Source organism: Bacillus sp. 5B6 (genome assembly GCF_000259405.1).
Lineage (GTDB): Bacteria > Bacillota > Bacilli > Bacillales > Bacillaceae > Bacillus > Bacillus velezensis.
This window is the reverse complement of record NZ_AJST01000001.1, coordinates 850,893-868,810: the sequence shown is the minus strand read 5'-3', so window position 1 is coordinate 868,810 and position 17,918 is coordinate 850,893. Positions and strand designations below refer to the sequence as shown.

The following is a 17,918-nucleotide window of genomic DNA, read 5'->3' as shown; positions in this document are numbered from 1 at the left end:
CTTGTTTTTTTATTTCTCACATGCGATATAGTCTTTATCTCGGTCAAGTCTTTTATTTGCATTGTAAAGCGCTTTTGATACATACGGCTTGTACTTTGTTCTGCCGCCCTTGTTTTTCACTTTCGACGATTTGGCCACGCCGCCCTTATACACCTTATTCAGCGCCTTGCAGTTTTGATACGTTTTTACCTTTGTTTTCGCTTCTGCCGTCTGCCCCGCTCCGTATGAACAACCGAACACCAGACCGAAAGACAAAAGCACAGCTGCCGTCTTTTTCATTTCTATCCTATCCCCTTTCCTGAATCATGCTGTATTGCTGAACATATCATAGTTCAAATAATCTCCATTTACAAGATAAATAGGAAAATAGTTTTAATTTACGTCCGCCCGTATATCTTTTATGGAATTTTTCCCAAAACCTTTTATAATATGAATTGATAGCGCTATCTGACTATGATGATAGGAGGAGGAATGATGATGAAAAAAGGGCTTCTTGCGGGTGTTCTCACTTCAGCCGTTCTATTCGGCGCATGTACGGCGGATATTCCGGGGTTGATCAGTCCCAATACGGCGGAAGCGGCGTCCCAGCTCAGCAAAGGAATCGGCGGAAGGGCCTACCTGAACAGCACGGGCTCAGTTCTCGTCACGAAAATTCAGCTTCCAAGCTCGATTCAGGTGTCAAATGGGACAGCCTATATTTACTCAGGATTTACCGGAGGCACAGAGGCTGATATCGGACTTCAGTACAGTGACACCTATCATGTATGGAAACCGATCATGAAAGTCGGTTCAAAGGGACAAGGCCAGGTCCGGTATCTGGAAGGAGAAAGCCAATTCACCTATACGAAAGGCTTCCGGCCCGGCAGCACCGTACAGCTGACCATTTACAAAAATCTGAACGGCAATACCCGCGCCACATATTGGGGCACGAATAATGACGGATACACCGGCCGCATCATCTCAGAACTCGCCCAAACAAATGTAGGATCTGTTTCAAAATGGAAAGCGCTCGCCACCGTCGCGGTCACATCAGAGGATCAGCGCCCTTACATCAAATCAAACTTCTCAACAGCCTTTACGAACATCACGATCGACAATAAAGCAGTCACACCTGTGATTGATACACAGGATTTTGCCAAATTGACAGTGTCAGGCAGCAGCGTCAGCATGTCTGTCGTCAAATAAAGAATGTTGAACACACGACTTCTGTCATCGTGCGTTTCGTGTGGGTCTGCCGGATACGCAAATCCCTTATTTTTCGGATGACGTTTAATAAACAAACTCTGTTACATTCAAAATGTCGATTTCTATATAACAATTAGAGGAACCTCATTTGTTGAGGTTCCCCGTTATTCTCCAACTCACGCACCGGTTAACTTCACATACTGTCAGCCGGCTCAGGGCTGTCCAATTTTAGTTAGAATATAGCTTTAACAGGTCTTGTGCTGGAAAACGATCTGCATCGTTCGCCTCAACAAAATATGCCTACTGCCATTTTTGTGTTTCGATAGCTTGTTTGCTAGTGGGATTTTCCCATTCAGGGTATACTCTAATTGCCATTTTTCCTTTTGCAGCGGCTGTTTTAAGGATATTTTGCTTTACAAGAACTTCTTTTGGAAAAACGAATTGTCCAAAATGATGATTACTGGAAAAAGTATTGATAACCAATAAATCAGCAGCTTTTTCATATGAAAAGGCTTGATTTTTACCATCTCCGTCTTTTTCCCAAAAAGCAACAAACTGTCCTATCTTGTTAGGCGTTATTTTTGCGACTCTGAATCGAACTGATGTTGAATGCAGTTGAAACATACCGGCCCCATACTCTGAGTTTTGAGCTTCTTCTTGAATATCATGTATCGTTAAGTGATTTGGTTCATAAAAATTTTTTTTACATATGTTAACGCCTTATAAAATTCATTCACTGCTTCGTACTCCTTATTTTTTATAGTACTTCATCCATTGCTTCTTGATTAAAATGGGCTGATCATGTGTTTCCAATAAAAAAACAGCCCTCGTCAGGGTTGTTTTTTTAACATTTCTTTCATTATTTCCGCCAAAACGCTGAGCAGTCCGCCTTATCCTGATTATTGAATTGAATCATGCGTTCAAGCAGCTCATAATGCACCGGTTCAGTCCATTGAATTCTGAACAAACGGGAAGTGGCGCTGCAGCCGGCACGGGCAATGTCGTCGGCAAAATGCGCAATTCCCGCTTCTTCGGGGGAAACACTTACATGATGCTTTGCTGCCGCAAAGCCGATAATAAAGGTGCCGTGATCGGTAAACATCGGCGTGTTCCACTTGATCTGCGCTTCTAAGTTCGGAAATTGGTCAGCCGTCCACGAGAGGATTTCCTCCATTCGCAGACGATGATCAGGGCTGTCGATACTTGATAAATAGTCTTTGAAAACGTCCATGTCTTCCTCCTTCAACATCACGTCCGCTAGCGCCAAAACCCCGGATTTTCAGCTTTTTCCTTGATGTTAAATTCGATGATCTTCTTAAGCAGATCATAGTGCACCGGATCAGTCCATCGAATTCTGAACAGGCGCGAAGAAGCGCTGTACCCGGCCTGGGCGATGTCATCGGCAAAATGCTCCATCGTCTCTTTTTCAGGCAAAATGCTCAAATGATTTTTTGCCGCGGCAAACATAATGATATAGGTGCCGTGATCGGTAAATGTCGGTTTGTTCCACTTGATCTGCGCTTCTAAGTTCGGAAATTGGCCAGCCGTCCACGACAAAATTTCCTCTGCTTTGAGACGGTGATCCGGATTATCGATTCCTGATACATATTTTGCAAACACATCCATGCCCATCTCTCCTAAAATGAAATATCATTACTCTTTACATCATCATAGCCAACAGACGGACACGATACAACTCTGCCCGGGCATGTAAATCGAAAAAAGCCCTCCCCAAAAGGAGAGGACCCGTCCCTTCACATCACAGCTTTCTCTAATATCTCTCCCCCAGCTCCCGCAAAATAAAGTCGTAGATCATTCTTGTCCGCTCTTCTTTCGGATACAGCATGAATTCCTGCCGCTTCGGGATATGACTGCCCATCCTGTCCTGAAAAGTGGTTCTGAGATAGGCGGTTCTGTAAACCTGATTTTCAAAAGAATGATAGGATACTTCCAGTTCCATCGTTTTGCCGTTTGAGAACGTGACCGCTGTGTCATCAAATGCCGTCGGTTGAAAATCTTTAACATGCACATGCGATATCCAGCCGCATTGAGGCCTTGCAGAAGAAAGTGTAGGGAATAAAAAGATGTGATTTGAAGGGTCCACCATAATCGGCGGCTTGTGAGAAATTTTAATCGCTTCATATGTTCCCGCTTTTCTCCCGGCATAGCTGGAGCCAAAGTAGCGGCAGCTTCTGTCGATGATGTGAATCGGCTTCATGCTGACATACAGAATGCAGTCTTTTTCAATGACCTTCGACCCCATTTTACCGTCTATTTCCTCAGGCAAAACAGCGATGGTTGAACGATTTACTTCATAGCTTTCTAAGGGTGCGTGTGTTTTCTGGCACATGATGTGCAGCCTCCAATCCTTTTCTTGAAAATTTATACTAATAATCTATCATCTGTCATTGAAAAACGACAGGTTTTTTTTGAATATAGCTAAAAATCACCTTTTAAAGATGTAATTTAGTCTTAAATTACTATTTAAATATTATTTTTCTTTTTCATTTCACCTCATTTATACAATGATCATTTTCGTTTTTTCGTCAATTTGCAGGATATGTCGATATATTTCCAAGTATTAGTTGTCTAAAGATTATAAAAATTAATTGATTTTTCCGGCCGTTATCCATATACTATAAAAAAGGCATTGGGGGGATTCTTTATGAAAGAGAAAAAGTCGTACACTGAGCTCATGAAGTCCCGCAACACGCAAAAAGCAAACGAATTCGATGTGACAATGGCCGATATTTACATTCAAATGGTGCTTGATGAATCCTTGTATAAACGCCGGATCGCCATGCTGACAATGCAGATTAATAAGGCGCTTGATGATAAAAATAAAGAAGCGTTCCTCACGCTTTCAAAAGAATATGCAGCACTCAAACAGAGTGAATAAGCCAATCCATATGGATTGGCTTTTTTTACATTATCCGTTTACGATGGTGCCGCCGTTCACATGAATCGTCTGTCCCGTGACATAGGAAGAATCATCGCTTGCTAAGTACAAATAGCTCGGCGCCACTTCAACAGGCTCTCCCGGGCGCTGCATCGGCACGTCTGAGCCGAAGACTTCCACTTCCTTCGCCGAGAAGCTCGCCGGGATCAGCGGCGTCCAGATCGGCCCCGGCGCCACTGCGTTTACCCTGATGCCCTGAGTGACAAGAGATTGGGAAAGAGATCTTGTAAACGTGACGATCGCCCCTTTTGTCGCTGAATAGTCAATCAATGTTTTGTGGCCTTTATAGGCGGTAATGGAGGCCGTATTAATGATTGAACTTCCTTTTTTCAGGTGAGGGAGCGCGGCTTTCGTTAAGTAAAACATTGAAAAAATATTCGTCTGAAACGTTCTGATGAGCTGGTGGCTCGTGATTTTCTCAATCCCCGGCTGCACGTGCTGCTCACCCGCGTTGTTGACCAGGATGTCAATGGAAGGAAAGGCTTGGCCCGCCTGGCGGATGACATCGTTGCAAAAGGCTTCGTCGCCGACATCCCCTGCGATCAGCAGACACTTCGCCCCCTCTTTTTCTACATATTGCTTCGTCTCTTCGGCATCCTGATGCTCATCAAAGTAAACGATGACCACATTAGCGCCTTCCTTCGCGAATAAAACGGATACGGCGCGGCCGATCCCACTGTCTCCGCCCGTGATGATCGCCGTTTTCCCTTCAAGTTTTTTCGCCGCTTTCGGTTTGTCAAAAACGGGGCGCGGGTCCATTACATATTCAAAGCCCGGCTGCCGGTTTTGATGCTGCGGCGGCAAGGTTTTCTTCTTCTGATTAGCCATTTTGATCACTCCTTTACATTAATTACTATATTATGAGTAATTTGAGCATCTTATACGAATTTCATGTATGAATAGAGTCTTATTGGAAAAATTAAGAATATACAACAGAGGAGGTAAATCTGAATTGACTACTTTTTCAAACGAGGAACCGGCTTCCTATTGGAAAGCAACAGCTGACATTCCTTCCTTTCCCGCCCTCACTGAAGATACGGAATGTGACGTTGCGGTTATCGGCGGAGGAATTACGGGCCTGACAACGGCATACGAACTGACGAAAAGAGGTTTCCGTGTCGCTGTCATTGAAGCAGACCGGATTTTAAACGGGACGACCGCGGGCACGACCGCAAAAATCACCGCCCAGCATGATTTCATCTATGCCGATCTTATTCAGCAGATCGGCCTGACCAGCGCAAGGCTGTATTTCGAAGCCCATCTCCGCGCCATGGAAGACATGAAGCAGATTATGAAGGACCTTTCGATTGAATGCAGACTGGCTGAACAAGACGCATATCTTTACACGAAGACAGAATCAGGCGTCAAAAAAATCCGCAGTGAGCAGGAAGCTTATACCAAGCTCGGCATTGAACACGAGCTTGTGAAAGAACTTCCCGTCCCCGTTGATTGCAGGCTCGGCCTCGCCATGAAGAATCAGGCGCAATTCCATCCGCTTTTATATGGTGCAGCGCTCGTCAAAGAGATCGTTAAAAACGGGGCGCGGATTTTTGAACAGACGGCTGCGATCGACATAAAAAAAGAACCGCAGCCGGAAGTGGTCACGAAAAACAGACACGGCATCAAGTGCAGCTACATTGTCTGCTCTTCCCACTTTCCTTTTTATGACGGAGGCGGGCTTTATGCCGCCAGAATGTATGCCAGCAGATCCTACGTACTCGCGGTAAAACCGAAACAAGCGTATCCGGACGGGATGTATCTCAGCATAGACAAGCCGTCCAGATCACTGCGATATACCGATTTGAACGGTGAAAAACTGGTGCTTGTCGGCGGCGAAAGCCACAAAACAGGCCAAGGAAAAGAAATGTCCGAGCATTACGAAGCGCTGAAACAATTTGCGGAAAACACAATCGGGGTTGAAAGCATCCCATATCATTGGTCTGCACAAGACCTTGTCACCATTGACAAAATTCCGTTCATCGGTCCCATCTCAGGCGATGAAGAACATATTTTGGCGGCGACCGGTTTTAAAAAATGGGGCATGACAAGCTCAGCGCTCGCCGCGAAGCTTTTGGCTGATCATATTCAAAACAAAAAGAACGCGTTTTCCGGCCTGTTTATTCCGTCACGCTTCCACGCAGATCCGGGACTGAAAAAACTGATTTCTTATAATGCCGACGTGGCCAAACACCTTATCTCAGGCAAACTTGAGAGGCCGGACGCTTCACCTGAGACTCTTCGGCCCGGGGAGGGAAAAATCGTAACGGTAAACGGCAAACGGGCCGGCGCCTATAAAGATGAAAAAGGCTGTCTGCATCTTGTCGATACGACATGCACCCATTTGGGCTGTGAGGTCGAATGGAATGACGGCGAACGGACGTGGGACTGTCCTTGTCACGGGTCCCGGTTCACACCTGACGGCGCGGTTGCCGAAGGTCCCGCCATCAAGCCGCTGAAACGCCTCACCCAAGATTGACTAAACCATTCTGTACGAATGGTTTTATTTTTTTCCGCATTAAAATATTTTTATCAGATTCCTTCATTCAAGTTCCTTCCATACCGATAAAAAGAAAAAGAGAATATCTGGGGGAACTTATATTGTTATTTAAAAAAGACCGCAAAAAAGAAACAGCTTATTTTTCAGAAGCCGATGGAAAAAAACGCATCGCGCTTTCAAATCAATATGCAGATGTCCAAAAACAGCTGAAAATGGTCAGGCTCGGAAACGAAGAACTTCATGTGCTTGAAGAGCTGCAGCCGTTAATTAAAGAACATATCTCAACAATCGTCGATTCCTTTTACCGAAACCTGGATCACGAAAAATCATTAATGACGATCATTAACGACCACAGCACGGTCGAGCGCCTGAAAAAAACATTACGGCGTCATATCCATGAGATGTTTGCCGGCACGATTGATGATGAATTCATTGAAAAAAGACAGCGCATCGCTTCCATCCACTTGCGGATCGGCCTTGAACCGAAATGGTATATGGGAGCGTTTCAGGATCTGCTTCTGTCGATGATGAACATATATGAAGCAGCAATCCCGGATTTGCATGAACTTTTAAAAGCGATCAAAGCGACGACGAAAATATTGAATCTTGAACAGCAGCTCGTCCTTGAAGCATTCCAGAGCGAATATAACTGCCAGCGTGACGAACAAGAGGAAAAGAAAGCCCGTCTTCATCAAAAAATCCAGGAAACATCCGGATCACTCGCGGATTTGTTTTCAGAAACGAGCAGAGCCGTGCAGGAGCTGGTCGATAAATCCGAGGGCATTTCCGAGGCGTCAAAAGCCGGCACCGTCACTTCCGTACATGTCGAAGAAAAATCAATCGGCGGGAAAAAAGAGCTTGAAAGCCAGCAGAAGCAGATGAATAAAATCGACGCCAGCCTTCTGCAGATTGAAGAAGAAATGGACAAGCTGAATGACATCGCCCAGCAGATCGAAAAAATCTTCGGCATCGTGACGGGGATCGCCGAGCAAACGAATCTCCTGTCACTCAACGCTTCAATAGAATCTGCGAGAGCCGGTGAGCACGGCAAAGGGTTCGCCGTTGTCGCGACGGAGGTAAGAAAGCTTTCAGAGGATACGAAAAAAACCGTTTCCACCGTATCAGAGCTCGTGAACAATACCAATACACAAATCGACATCGTGTCCAAACATATTAAAGATGTAAACGGACTTGTAAGTGAAACGAAAGAAAAAATGGCGCAGATCAACCGTCTGTTTGATGACATCGTCCAAAGCATGAAAACGAGCAAAGACCAGACAGGCAAAATCGACGTTGATTTGCAGGCCTTTCTCGGCGGTCTTCAAGAAGTCAGCCGCGCCGTATCCCACGTTGCATCATCCGTTGATTCACTTGTTATCCTTACAGAAGAATAAAGATAAACCGACCGGCCTTTTTCATAAAGGGCCGGTCTTTTTAATGTTAACTCAAAATATAATAGAGTTGACATATATAAAGACTCGCTTTATTGTATAAACATATTTTGATAAGCTGGAGGAATACATAATGAAATTGACAGAAATGATGCATATTGCCGTGTTTACCGCCATTATGGGACTTTTGGGGATGCTTCCGCCGCTTTTCTTATCCTTTACGCCGGTTCCAATTACGCTCCAGACGATCGGTGTGCTCTTATCGGGAAGCATCCTAAAACCGAAAGCGGCGTTTTTAAGCCAATTGCTGTTTTTGCTGATTGTGGCATGCGGAGCGCCTCTCCTTTCAGGCGGCAGAGGCGGGTTCGGGGTTTTTTTCGGGCCGAGCGCCGGATATCTCATCGCATATCCGCTGGCGGCATTACTGCTGAGCCTCAGTATCCAAGGCCTTCGCTCAGCTGCTGTCCCCCATTTGTTTATCAGACAGTTCTTGTTCGGCGTGCTGTTTTTGTATGTCGTCGGCATTCCCGTTCAGGCTTTTATGATGCACATTGATATCTTGACTGCCGTAAAGCTCAGCCTCATCTATGTGCCCGGAGATCTGCTTAAAGCGGCCGCAGCCTCATTCGCAGCCGTAAGAATCAGAAAAACTCTTCAAGCAAGCCGGCTTTTGCCGACGAAAGGAAGCTGATTTTAGTCATCATGATTACATCATCATATTCAGATACAGCCGGACAAGCGCCGGAACAGATCGCAATTCAGACAGAAACAGAACAGATCACCTATCAAACTTGGAACAGGCTAGTAAACCAAACCGCAAACTGGCTTGGCAGCCTTTCAGGTAAGCCGGAAAACATTGCAATATTACTGCCGAACGGCATCCCTTTTTTACAACTTTTCGCAGGGGCGGCGCATGCCGGCTGCACGGCGGTTCCGTTAGATCCCCGCTCGGCAGCGGCGGAACTCGCGGATCAGCTGAACATCAGCAATACCGACCTCGTCATCTGTGACCGCCGGCTGAGCGGCAGACTGGACGGCGTCAAAACGCCTGTCATCCTGTGGGATGAATGCAGGCCTTTGATCGAGGCGGAAAAAACGGAAGGCGCTTTGATCAAAAACGCCGGCCTGCCCTTTTATACCGGGTTCACCTCAGGATCGACCGGTAAGCCGAAAGCTTTCACCCGCTCTCACCGTTCGTGGCTGGAGAGCTTTTCTTGTACGAAACGTGAATTCGGCATTTCCCCTGATGACAAAGTGCTGGTACCGGGCACGCTTCGCTCGTCACACTTTTTATACGGCGCCGTCAGCACTTTGTTTATCGGCGGAACCGTCATCCTTCAAAGAAAATTCAATCCGGCCGGAATGAAAGACCGGCTCAGACAAGCTGACGTTCTATATACCGTTCCGACAATGACGGACGCCCTGCTCTCACTAGAGGCGTTTCCGGATACACCGCTCAAGGTGATTTCTTCCGGTGCAGACTGGCCCGCTTCATCAAAACAAGCGCTGTCAGAGCGCTATCCCCATTTGCGGTTGTACGATTTTTACGGAACGTCTGAGCTGAGTTTCGTGGCGTTCTTATCGCCTGAAGACAGCGCCCGAAAGCCTGACGCCGCGGGCCGCCCGTTTGAAAATGTTACAATCGAAATCCGCCGCCCCGGAGGAGAACGCTGCATGCCGGGCGAAACGGGGAAGATTTTTGTGAACAGCCCGATGAAATTTTCCGGATACATCAACGGCGCAAAACCTGATGATTCCGGCTGGATGACGGTTGATGACATGGGATATATCGATCGTGAAGGCTATCTTTATATCGAAGGACGTGAAAACGGGATGATCGTATCAGGCGGCCTGAATGTATTCCCCGAAGAGATAGAACGTGTGCTCAACCGCTGTCCGGGCGTCAGAAAAGCGGCCGTCATCGGCATTCCTGATGAATATTGGGGCAGCATCGCCGTTGCGGTGATCGACGGACATGCAAATGTAAAGGAACTGAAGAAACAGTGCCGCGATCAGCTGGCGGCATATAAAATCCCGAAAAAATGGCTGTTTTCAGAAATACCGGAAACAGCCGGCGGAAAGATCGCCCGTGCCGCCGTACAAAAGCAGGCAAAGGACATGATGGAATGGAAGCTGTAATTACGGATGCGAAACGGACGATTTTCGCCCGGGAAAACGGCCTGTTAAAAGACTGTCTCCCAGAAGATTTGGCAGCTCCGCTGATCCGCCATTTGAGCCGGAACATGCCCGAAGACATTGATGAAGTCCTGATCGGAAACGCGACGGGCCGCGGCGGGAATCTCGCCCGGCTGTCAGCCTTGGCCGCCGGACTTCCTTTGAGCGTGTCCGGTACGACCATCGACAGGCAGTGCGGCTCCGGACTGGACGCCGTGAGGGTCGCGTGCCACTTTGTCAAAGCCGGCGCGGGAAGCACGTACATCGCAGGAGGAGCGGAGAGCAGCAGCCGTTCCCCTTTCTCATCCCGGGCGCGCTTTTCTCCTGAACACATCGGCGATCCTGATATGGGCATAGCAGCCGAGTATACGGCACAGGCTTACGGCGTAACGAGAAAGATGCAGGACGAATATGCCCTTCTCAGCTATGAACGGAGCGTCAAAGCGCACGAAGACGGCTTGTACCGCCGGGAAATTCTTCCCTGTCACGGATTCGCCGCTGACGAAAACATGCTGAAAAAGCGGAACATGGAGCCTCTCATCTCCCGTGCCAAACCCGTCTTTCAGTCCGGAGGCTCTGTCACCGCCGCCAACAGCTGCGGAATTTCTGACGGGGCGGCGGCAGTTTGTGTGATGGAAGAACAAAAAGCGCGGTCTTTCGGTTTAAAGCCGGGATTGCGTTTTATCGGAAGCGCGGTAAGCGGCGTCCATCCGCATTATCCGTCAGCAGCCCCGGTTTATGCCGTCAAAAAGCTTTTGAAGGAACGGGAACTGTCACCGGATGATATTGATATATACGAAATCAACGAGGCGTTTGCCGTCAAAATATGCGTTTTTTCCCAGCAGCTTCAAGTACCGTATTCTAAAATAAATGTCCGGGGCGGCGCTCTGGCGGTCGGGCATCCGTACGGGGCTTCCGGGGCAGCGCTTGTCACCCGGCTTTTTTATGAAGCAAAAAGACGCCCGGATGCCCGCTACGCAGCAGCAGCAATCGGCAGCGGAGGCGGAGTCGGACTGGCGCTTCTCTTTGAAGTGTTAATGTAACGGCAGTATAATAGATGATATCGATAAAAAATTGATCGGAGTGGAGACTTTATGACTGCCGTTTGTTTAGTAAGACATGGAGAGACTGATTGGAACGCCCAAAAGAAGCTTCAAGGCAAATCGGATATTCCGTTAAATGCGACGGGAGAGCGTCAGGCGAAAGAAACAGGAGAGTACTTAAAGGGATCCGAATGGGATGTCATCGTCTCAAGCCCGATGAAACGGGCCAGAAAAACAGCTGACATTATTAACGGGTTTTTGAATCTTCCCATTGTCGTCATGGAAGATTTCAGAGAACGGAGCTACGGTGATGCGGAGGGAATGTCTTTACCGGAACGGTCGAAGCGCTACCCGGATAAAAACTACCCGAACATGGAGACCGCAGAAGAGCTGACAGACAGAATGCTTGCCGGTTTAGTGAAAGTTCAGGAGCGGTTTCCTGAGCAAAAAGTACTGATCGTCGCTCACGGCGCAGCCATTCACGCCCTCCTGTCCGCCATTTCAGACGGTGATACCGACATACAAAACGCTAAGCTTGTCAATGCGTGCCTGAGCAATATCGAACGAATTGAAAATAAGTGGCGCGTCAAAGATTACAATGTAAGCAGCCACCTGTCAGAATCATAACAAAAAGGCCCGAATTCAGTTTTGGGCCTTTTTGGCGAGCATTTTTTTCTGAAGATCATGTAATATGGCGTCCGCACCGTCAATGCTCCGGCGCTCCGTCCATACCGCCCTGTCCGCGCGGTAAACGTGTCCGTTTTTTACAGCTGTCAGCTGTTTCCAGAGGTGATTTTTTTCGGGTTCTTTCTCACCGTCCAACAGTACGATGTAATCAGGATCGATATGCAAAAGCTGCCTGGGCGTCATTTTGATAGAGTCTGATTTCCCGCCGGAATCCGTCTGGACGGCATATGTAAACCCTGCGAGCGTCAAAAGCCGGGACGTAAAAAACTGATCATCCTTTACGGAAATGCTGTCATTTGCAGCGTCAATTAATAAAATCGTGCCGCCTTCTGCATCCAGCTTTCTTTTGATGTCATTCAGCTTTTCTTCCTGAGCCGACAATTGTTTCTCTATGATGCCCTCTTTACCGACCGCCTTTCCAATAGTAAGGGCAGCGTCAACCGCATCCTGATAATCCGCAGCTTCATTTTTCAAAGCGATTGTCGGAGCGATCTTTGTCAGTTTTCGGTAGATCCCCCTGTGCAGGCTTGAGTCTGCAATGATGAGATCGGGTTTTAACGAAGTGATCTTTTTCAAATCGGGATGTGACGGGGGCCCGACGGACGGACTGCCGTCGTTTCGCTCCGTCCGGTTATCCGCCGCGGCCGCCGGCTTTATGCCGAGATCATGGAGGGTGTCAATAAAGCCCTCATTCAATACGGCGATGCGCTGCGGGTGCGCAGTCACATGCGCGGTCCCCAGATCGTGCCTGACGGCGGTTTCATGTTCCTGTTCTGAGCATGCCGTTATGAAGAGAACGGATAAGATCATCAGCATACTGAAAATTGGTTTCATCTGTTCCCCCTCTTTCGTTTTTCCGCAATTATATCATTGACAATATAAGTATCAATGATATTCATTATCATTATTTTTATAAAATGGTTTCACAGCTTTTCTCCGTCAAGAAAGCCGAAGACTGATTCATGCCGGCCGCTTTATTTCATTCCGCTTTCGTTTCCATCAGACTTCTGCATTCAACAAAAGGTGACATTTATCCTGTTTTTGCCTCAGCTTCCAAAAATGGAATCAAACCGTTCGACCCAGCAAACAAGAGAGCGATTGCGGCTGTGTACAAATACTCATGTCCTTCCATCGGTTTTTTCCATTAAAATTTAAATATTTCGGGTTCCTATTAAACGAAAGAGAGATGATATACCTAAATAGAAATAAAACAAACTGAAAAAAATTGGGTCTACTAAAATATTATTCCATGCTATACAATTAATCCACAGAATAATCTGTCTATTGGTTGTTCTGCAAATGAAAAAAGGAGTGGATAAAGAGTGAGAGGCAAAAAGGTATGGATCAGTTTGCTGTTTGCTTTAGCGTTAATCTTTACGATGGCGTTCGGCAGCACGTCTCCTGCCCAGGCGGCAGGGAAATCAAACGGGGAAAAGAAATACATTGTCGGATTTAAACAGACAATGAGCACGATGAGCGCCGCTAAGAAAAAAGATGTCATTTCTGAAAAAGGCGGGAAAGTTCAAAAGCAATTCAAATATGTAGACGCAGCTTCAGCTACATTAAATGAAAAAGCTGTAAAAGAGCTGAAAAAAGACCCTAGCGTCGCTTACGTTGAAGAAGATCACGTTGCACAGGCGTACGCGCAGTCCGTGCCTTACGGTGTATCACAGATTAAAGCCCCTGCTCTGCACTCTCAAGGCTTCACCGGATCAAATGTTAAAGTAGCGGTTATCGACAGCGGTATCGATTCTTCTCATTCTGATTTAAAGGTAGCAGGCGGAGCCAGCATGGTACCTTCTGAAACAAATCCTTTCCAAGACAACAACTCCCACGGAACTCACGTTGCCGGTACAGTTGCGGCTCTTAATAACTCAATCGGTGTATTAGGCGTTGCGCCAAGCGCATCTCTTTACGCTGTAAAAGTTCTCGGCGCTGACGGTTCCGGCCAGTACAGCTGGATTATTAACGGAATTGAGTGGGCGATCGCAAACAATATGGACGTTATTAACATGAGCCTCGGCGGACCTTCTGGTTCTGCAGCGTTAAAAGCGGCAGTTGACAAAGCCGTTGCTTCCGGCATCGTAGTCGTAGCGGCAGCCGGCAACGAAGGCACTTCCGGCGGCTCAAGCACAGTGGGCTACCCTGGTAAATACCCTTCTGTCATTGCGGTAGGCGCTGTTAACAGCAGCAACCAAAGAGCATCTTTCTCAAGCGTAGGTTCTGAGCTTGATGTCATGGCACCAGGCGTCTCTATCCAAAGCACGCTTCCTGGAAACAAATACGGCGCGTACAATGGTACGTCAATGGCATCTCCGCACGTTGCCGGAGCGGCTGCTTTGATTCTTTCTAAGCACCCGAACTGGACAAACACTCAAGTCCGCAGCAGTTTAGAAAACACCACTACAAAACTTGGTGATGCTTTCTACTACGGAAAAGGGCTGATCAACGTACAGGCGGCAGCTCAGTAAAACATAAAAAACCGGCGTCGGGCATGGCCCCGCCGGTTTTTTTTATTATTTTTCTTCCTCCGCATGTTCAATCCGCTCCATGATCGACGGGTGGCTCCCTCTGAAAATTTTGACGAGAAACGGCGGGTTGACCCGGCTCAGTCCCGTATCGGCCAAGTCCTGAAACGTCTCAATCGCCGCTTCCCGGTTTCCGGTCAGCTCGATGCCGTAACGGTCGGCGGCATTTTCCTGATACCTGGAGACGGCATTCGTAATCGGATCAGAAGCAAAACTGAGAACGGATATGAGCAGTAATAACAGCGGGAGGGCGGCCAGATCTTCAGGCCCCTTTATATGAAGCATTCGGCCGAAGAATTTGGACAGCCGCTTATAAAGCTTGTCAATGATATAGAACCCGGCTAATGACAGCAGCAGATACCCGGCCAGTCCGATGTACACGTGCTTCATCACATAGTGCCCCATCTCATGCCCCATAATGAACAAAATTTCCCGATCCTTCAGTTTGTTAAGCGTCGTATCCCACAAAACGATTCGCTTATTCGAACCGATTCCCGTCACATACGCATTCAGCGCATTCGTTTTCTCCGACATATTTACTTCATAAACATGGCTGGCCGGAATGTCGGCCTTGTCGGCAAGCGACAAAATTTTGCTTTCCAGCTCCTTGTCTTTCAGCGGATAGAAATCATTGTATAAAGGATCAATCACGACCGGCTGCAGGAAAAACAAAAACAGGGTAAACGGCACAGTAAGACACCAAGCGTAAAACCACCATTTTTTTGTATGCTTTGTGATCAGCCAGTAAAACACAAGCACACACACGGCAAACAGCGGAAAACTGATCCAGAAATCAATGACATGGTCTCTTATCCAGCTTGCTGTTGTCTGCGTCGAAATATGATACGCAAGCGAAACCCGATATCCGATCCACTCAAGCGGAAGCGAAGCCGCCGTAACGATGAGTGAAATCACAAATACGAAGCTTACAATTTGCAGCACCCGAAAGCGCACCGCTGTTTCGAGCCAATGCTTTATTTTTTTGGCAAGCCCCGTAATGAGCAGCAGAAAAAATAAAAACCAATCTAACGGCGCTCCGATGAAAAATAAAAAATCCTTTACATTTGAAAAGTTTTCAGCGGCTGCCAGGCGGCCCGGGTCCATAAACGAGGACGGATCGGCTTTCGTTCCCTTTACGGCCTCCGGGACTGCGGAGTCTCCTGTCATAAAGAAATACCAATAGAAAAAAAGGCCGTACAGCACATAGGCAAGTCCCGCTGCCGCTATCCATTTGCGCATGGAAGTCTCCCTCCTTAGCCTTATGACTTACTCCTATTGTAAGCATAAATGCAAATAAATAGAACCAAGCCTCCGAAACGGATGTTAATCTTTTCACAACAGAAAAGAATGGAACAACAGGAAGCGGGAAAGACTAAAAGACGGAGTGATGAATATGAAAAAAATAATCGCGTTTATTGTAGTAATCGCCCTTTTGGTTATTGCTTTCTTCTATGTATACAGCCGGACCGGCGATGTGTTTCCATCAAGCAACGCAGATCTGATTATTCTGTCTGAGCACGGAAAAAAAGAAATCAAAATTAAAGACAGGCAGAATGTAAAAGATATGCTCGATATCTTGAACCAAGGAAAACAAGTCAAACTGACCAAAAGCGTATCTCCCGATTACGACGGAACGGTCAAATACCATGAAGACCGTTTTGATTCATTCAGCATGTGGCTCGAAAGCGGCAATTATATGATGTACAAGTATAAAAACACGTATTACAAACTGACCCGGCATGATACGAAGCTTGTGCAAAGCATCATTAAGGAAGAATCACAGAGCTGACCGGATCAGCATGTAAAAGCGAAGCCCCCCCGGCTTCGCTTTTCGTCCGTCATTTCGGAAGCATGTCCCGGACCGCCCGTCTCAGCAGCTTCCCGGTCGCGTTCTTCGGAATCTCATCAAGAAAAACCACTTCCGCCGGCCGTTTATATTTTGCCAAATGTGTTTCACAGTAATCAAAAACGGCCTGCTCTGTCAGCTCACCGTCCCCAGGCACTATATAAGCATGCACCGCTTCCCCCGTTTTGGCGTCAGGAACGCCGATGACCACGGCTTCTTTAATGCCCTCATGGCTGTAGAGCACTTCTTCTACTTCGCGCGGATAGACGTTGTATCCGCCGACGAGAATCATATCTTTTTTTCTGTCGACGATATAAAAATAACCGTCTTCGTCACGCTTCGCCAAATCACCGGTGTACAGCCAGCCGTCTTTCAGCGCGTGCTCCGTCTCCTCGGGCATCTTGTAATAGCCTTTCATTACATTCGGCCCTTTCACGATCAATTCTCCCACTTGATGGTCGGGCAATTCGCGTCCGAGTGTATCGACGACTTTATTTTCGACATGTAAAATATTCGTCCCGATCGAGCCGGGCTTTCTCCCCCGGTCAAACGGATTAAAACAAGTAACCGGAGACGCTTCAGAAAGTCCATACCCCTCCAGAATGGTGACGTCAAAGGTTTGTTCAAACGTCTGCAACAGAGCGACCGGCATGGAGGCCCCGCCTGAAATGCACAGTCTGACGGACGCAAAATCCTCCGCCTTGCCGTGTTCATATTGATACAGATAGTTATACATCGTCGGAACGCCGGCAAAAATGGTTGCCTGACGGCTTTTAATCAGTTTAAACACAGAAGCCGGGCTGAATTGCGGCTCGATTAAGACACACGCTCCGCTCATCAGAGGCGCATTCATACAAACGGTTAAACAAAAAACGTGAAACATCGGCAATGCCGCCACAATTTTGTCTTTCTCATTCATTCCTAAGTATCCGGCGACATCATTTGCATTGGAGAAAAGATTCTGATGGGTGAGCATGGCGCCTTTCGGTTTTCCGGTCGTCCCTGAGGTGTATAAAATGACGGCAGTATCATCTTTGGACAATGTCGGATAAGTTCTGCTGCGCTCCGCCGGGCGGAGCATTTTTGTAAACGTTGTCATTTTTAAGCGCAATTGAGGGTCTTCTGTCGATGGAGCGTTCTCTGCTGTCTGGCTGATAATGATATGCTCCAGCAGCGGCAGCGAGCCGTGCAGGCTTTCAAATACGGGAATTAAAAGGTCGATGCCGGCGATCGCTTTGACATCGCCGTTTTTCAGCATGTATGCGATTTCTGAAGGTGTATATGCCGGATTAACAGGTATGACGACAATTCCCGCTTTTAACGCGCCGAAAAACGCAATAACAAAATCAGGCGTATTTCCGAGCAGCAGTGCGAGATGATCCCCTTTTTTCAGTCCCCTGTCCTCCAAGCCGTTTGCAAATGCTTTGATTTTACCTGCCAGCTCCTCATACGTCATGTACTGATCTTGAAACAGACAAGCTGGTTTTTCCGGTTTCTGCGATGCCGTTTCTTCCAATTTGGAAACCAGATTCATTTTCCCACCCCTTTAAAAAAGTAATGAATGAATGAATAGTCATTCATTTATCCGGAATAAACGTTCACTTTTA

At 47.2% G+C, this 17,918-nt stretch carries 18 protein-coding genes and 2 pseudogenes; 11 read left to right on the top strand and 9 right to left on the bottom strand.

Annotated features, from left to right (window positions below; translation table 11 throughout):
- Positions 1 to 9: 9 nt before the first annotated feature.
- Positions 10 to 279, bottom strand: a complete 270-nt coding sequence (locus MY7_RS04260) for an excalibur calcium-binding domain-containing protein (protein ID WP_003155168.1) — start codon at positions 277 to 279, stop codon at positions 10 to 12.
- Positions 280 to 474: 195 nt separating this feature from the next.
- On the opposite strand from MY7_RS04260, the gene MY7_RS04255 reads away from it, so the two are divergent.
- Positions 475 to 1,185 (top strand): YrpD family protein, encoded by a 711-nt coding sequence (locus MY7_RS04255; protein WP_029325960.1) that lies wholly within the window; start codon positions 475 to 477, stop codon positions 1,183 to 1,185.
- Positions 1,186 to 1,413: 228 nt separating this feature from the next.
- Here MY7_RS04255 and MY7_RS04250 read toward each other — a convergent pair.
- The 4 genes and pseudogenes from MY7_RS04250 to MY7_RS04235 all read right to left on the bottom strand — a co-directional run bounded on the left by MY7_RS04250 (position 1,414) and on the right by MY7_RS04235 (position 3,535).
- Positions 1,414 to 1,922 (bottom strand): annotated as a pseudogene (locus MY7_RS04250) (MepB family protein).
- A gap of 122 nt (positions 1,923 to 2,044) precedes the next feature.
- The gene (locus MY7_RS04245) at positions 2,045 to 2,416 is read right to left on the bottom strand and encodes an iron chaperone (protein ID WP_029325961.1); all 372 of its coding nucleotides are present in this window, start codon (positions 2,414 to 2,416) and stop codon (positions 2,045 to 2,047) included.
- Positions 2,417 to 2,442: 26 nt separating this feature from the next.
- Entirely contained in the window at positions 2,443 to 2,811 is a 369-nt protein-coding gene (locus MY7_RS04240) for an iron chaperone (RefSeq protein WP_012117235.1), read from the bottom strand.
- A 145-nt stretch (positions 2,812 to 2,956) separates the two neighbouring features.
- Entirely contained in the window at positions 2,957 to 3,535 is a 579-nt protein-coding gene (locus tag MY7_RS04235; RefSeq protein WP_003155179.1) for a competence protein ComK, read from the bottom strand.
- A 315-nt stretch (positions 3,536 to 3,850) separates the two neighbouring features.
- Here MY7_RS04235 and MY7_RS04230 point away from each other — a divergent pair, with 315 nt between their 5' ends.
- Positions 3,851 to 4,084, top strand: a complete 234-nt coding sequence (locus MY7_RS04230; RefSeq protein ID WP_007610478.1) for an IDEAL domain-containing protein — start codon at positions 3,851 to 3,853, stop codon at positions 4,082 to 4,084.
- 30 nt (positions 4,085 to 4,114) lie between these two features.
- On the opposite strand, the gene MY7_RS04225 is transcribed toward MY7_RS04230, so the two are convergent.
- Positions 4,115 to 4,972, bottom strand: a complete 858-nt coding sequence (locus MY7_RS04225) for an SDR family oxidoreductase (protein ID WP_007610477.1) — start codon at positions 4,970 to 4,972, stop codon at positions 4,115 to 4,117.
- 124 nt (positions 4,973 to 5,096) lie between these two features.
- Here MY7_RS04225 and MY7_RS04220 point away from each other — a divergent pair, with 124 nt between their 5' ends.
- The 7 genes and pseudogenes from MY7_RS04220 to MY7_RS04195 all read left to right on the top strand — a co-directional run bounded on the left by MY7_RS04220 (position 5,097) and on the right by MY7_RS04195 (position 11,877).
- Positions 5,097 to 6,620, top strand: a complete 1,524-nt coding sequence (locus MY7_RS04220; protein ID WP_007610476.1) for an FAD-dependent oxidoreductase — start codon at positions 5,097 to 5,099, stop codon at positions 6,618 to 6,620.
- A pseudogene (locus MY7_RS20135) lies at positions 6,617 to 7,276 on the top strand (protoglobin domain-containing protein); the annotation flags it as partial. The gene MY7_RS04220 and the pseudogene MY7_RS20135, both read left to right, overlap by 4 nt.
- 243 nt (positions 7,277 to 7,519) lie before the next feature.
- Entirely contained in the window at positions 7,520 to 8,035 is a 516-nt protein-coding gene (locus MY7_RS20130; protein WP_369878811.1) for a methyl-accepting chemotaxis protein, read from the top strand.
- A gap of 130 nt (positions 8,036 to 8,165) precedes the next feature.
- The gene (locus MY7_RS04210; RefSeq protein WP_007610468.1) at positions 8,166 to 8,723 is read left to right on the top strand and encodes a biotin transporter BioY; all 558 of its coding nucleotides are present in this window, start codon (positions 8,166 to 8,168) and stop codon (positions 8,721 to 8,723) included.
- An 11-nt stretch (positions 8,724 to 8,734) separates the two neighbouring features.
- Complete coding sequence (locus MY7_RS04205; RefSeq protein WP_007610466.1) at positions 8,735 to 10,171, top strand: acyl-CoA synthetase; 1,437 nt, start codon at positions 8,735 to 8,737, stop codon at positions 10,169 to 10,171.
- Positions 10,159 to 11,250 (top strand): acetyl-CoA C-acyltransferase, encoded by a 1,092-nt coding sequence (locus tag MY7_RS04200; protein WP_007610464.1) that lies wholly within the window; start codon positions 10,159 to 10,161, stop codon positions 11,248 to 11,250. Before MY7_RS04205 ends, MY7_RS04200 begins: the two co-directional genes overlap by 13 nt.
- A 51-nt stretch (positions 11,251 to 11,301) precedes the next feature.
- A complete protein-coding gene (locus MY7_RS04195; protein WP_007610462.1) occupies positions 11,302 to 11,877 on the top strand; it encodes a histidine phosphatase family protein in 576 nt (191 codons plus the stop codon).
- 15 nt (positions 11,878 to 11,892) lie between these two features.
- On the opposite strand, the gene MY7_RS04190 is transcribed toward MY7_RS04195, so the two are convergent.
- Positions 11,893 to 12,771 (bottom strand): ABC transporter substrate-binding protein, encoded by an 879-nt coding sequence (locus MY7_RS04190; RefSeq protein WP_007610460.1) that lies wholly within the window; start codon positions 12,769 to 12,771, stop codon positions 11,893 to 11,895.
- A 488-nt stretch (positions 12,772 to 13,259) separates the two neighbouring features.
- Here MY7_RS04190 and MY7_RS04180 point away from each other — a divergent pair, with 488 nt between their 5' ends.
- Positions 13,260 to 14,408, top strand: coding sequence for a S8 family peptidase (locus tag MY7_RS04180; RefSeq protein WP_007610454.1), 1,149 nt, complete (start codon positions 13,260 to 13,262; stop codon positions 14,406 to 14,408).
- Positions 14,409 to 14,453: 45 nt separating this feature from the next.
- Here MY7_RS04180 and MY7_RS04175 read toward each other — a convergent pair whose 3' ends face one another.
- Positions 14,454 to 15,704, bottom strand: coding sequence for a M48 family metallopeptidase (locus tag MY7_RS04175; RefSeq protein WP_007610452.1), 1,251 nt, complete (start codon positions 15,702 to 15,704; stop codon positions 14,454 to 14,456).
- Between the two features lie 154 nt (positions 15,705 to 15,858).
- Between MY7_RS04175 and MY7_RS04170 the strand changes: the two genes are divergently transcribed.
- Entirely contained in the window at positions 15,859 to 16,254 is a 396-nt protein-coding gene (locus MY7_RS04170) for a hypothetical protein (protein ID WP_003155199.1), read from the top strand.
- Between the two features lie 49 nt (positions 16,255 to 16,303).
- Here MY7_RS04170 and MY7_RS04165 read toward each other — a convergent pair whose 3' ends face one another.
- Positions 16,304 to 17,845 carry a fatty acid--CoA ligase family protein gene (locus MY7_RS04165; protein ID WP_007409202.1) on the bottom strand — a complete coding sequence of 514 codons (1,542 nt, stop codon included), beginning with the start codon at positions 17,843 to 17,845 and terminating at the stop codon, positions 16,304 to 16,306.
- Positions 17,846 to 17,918 lie beyond the last annotated feature (73 nt).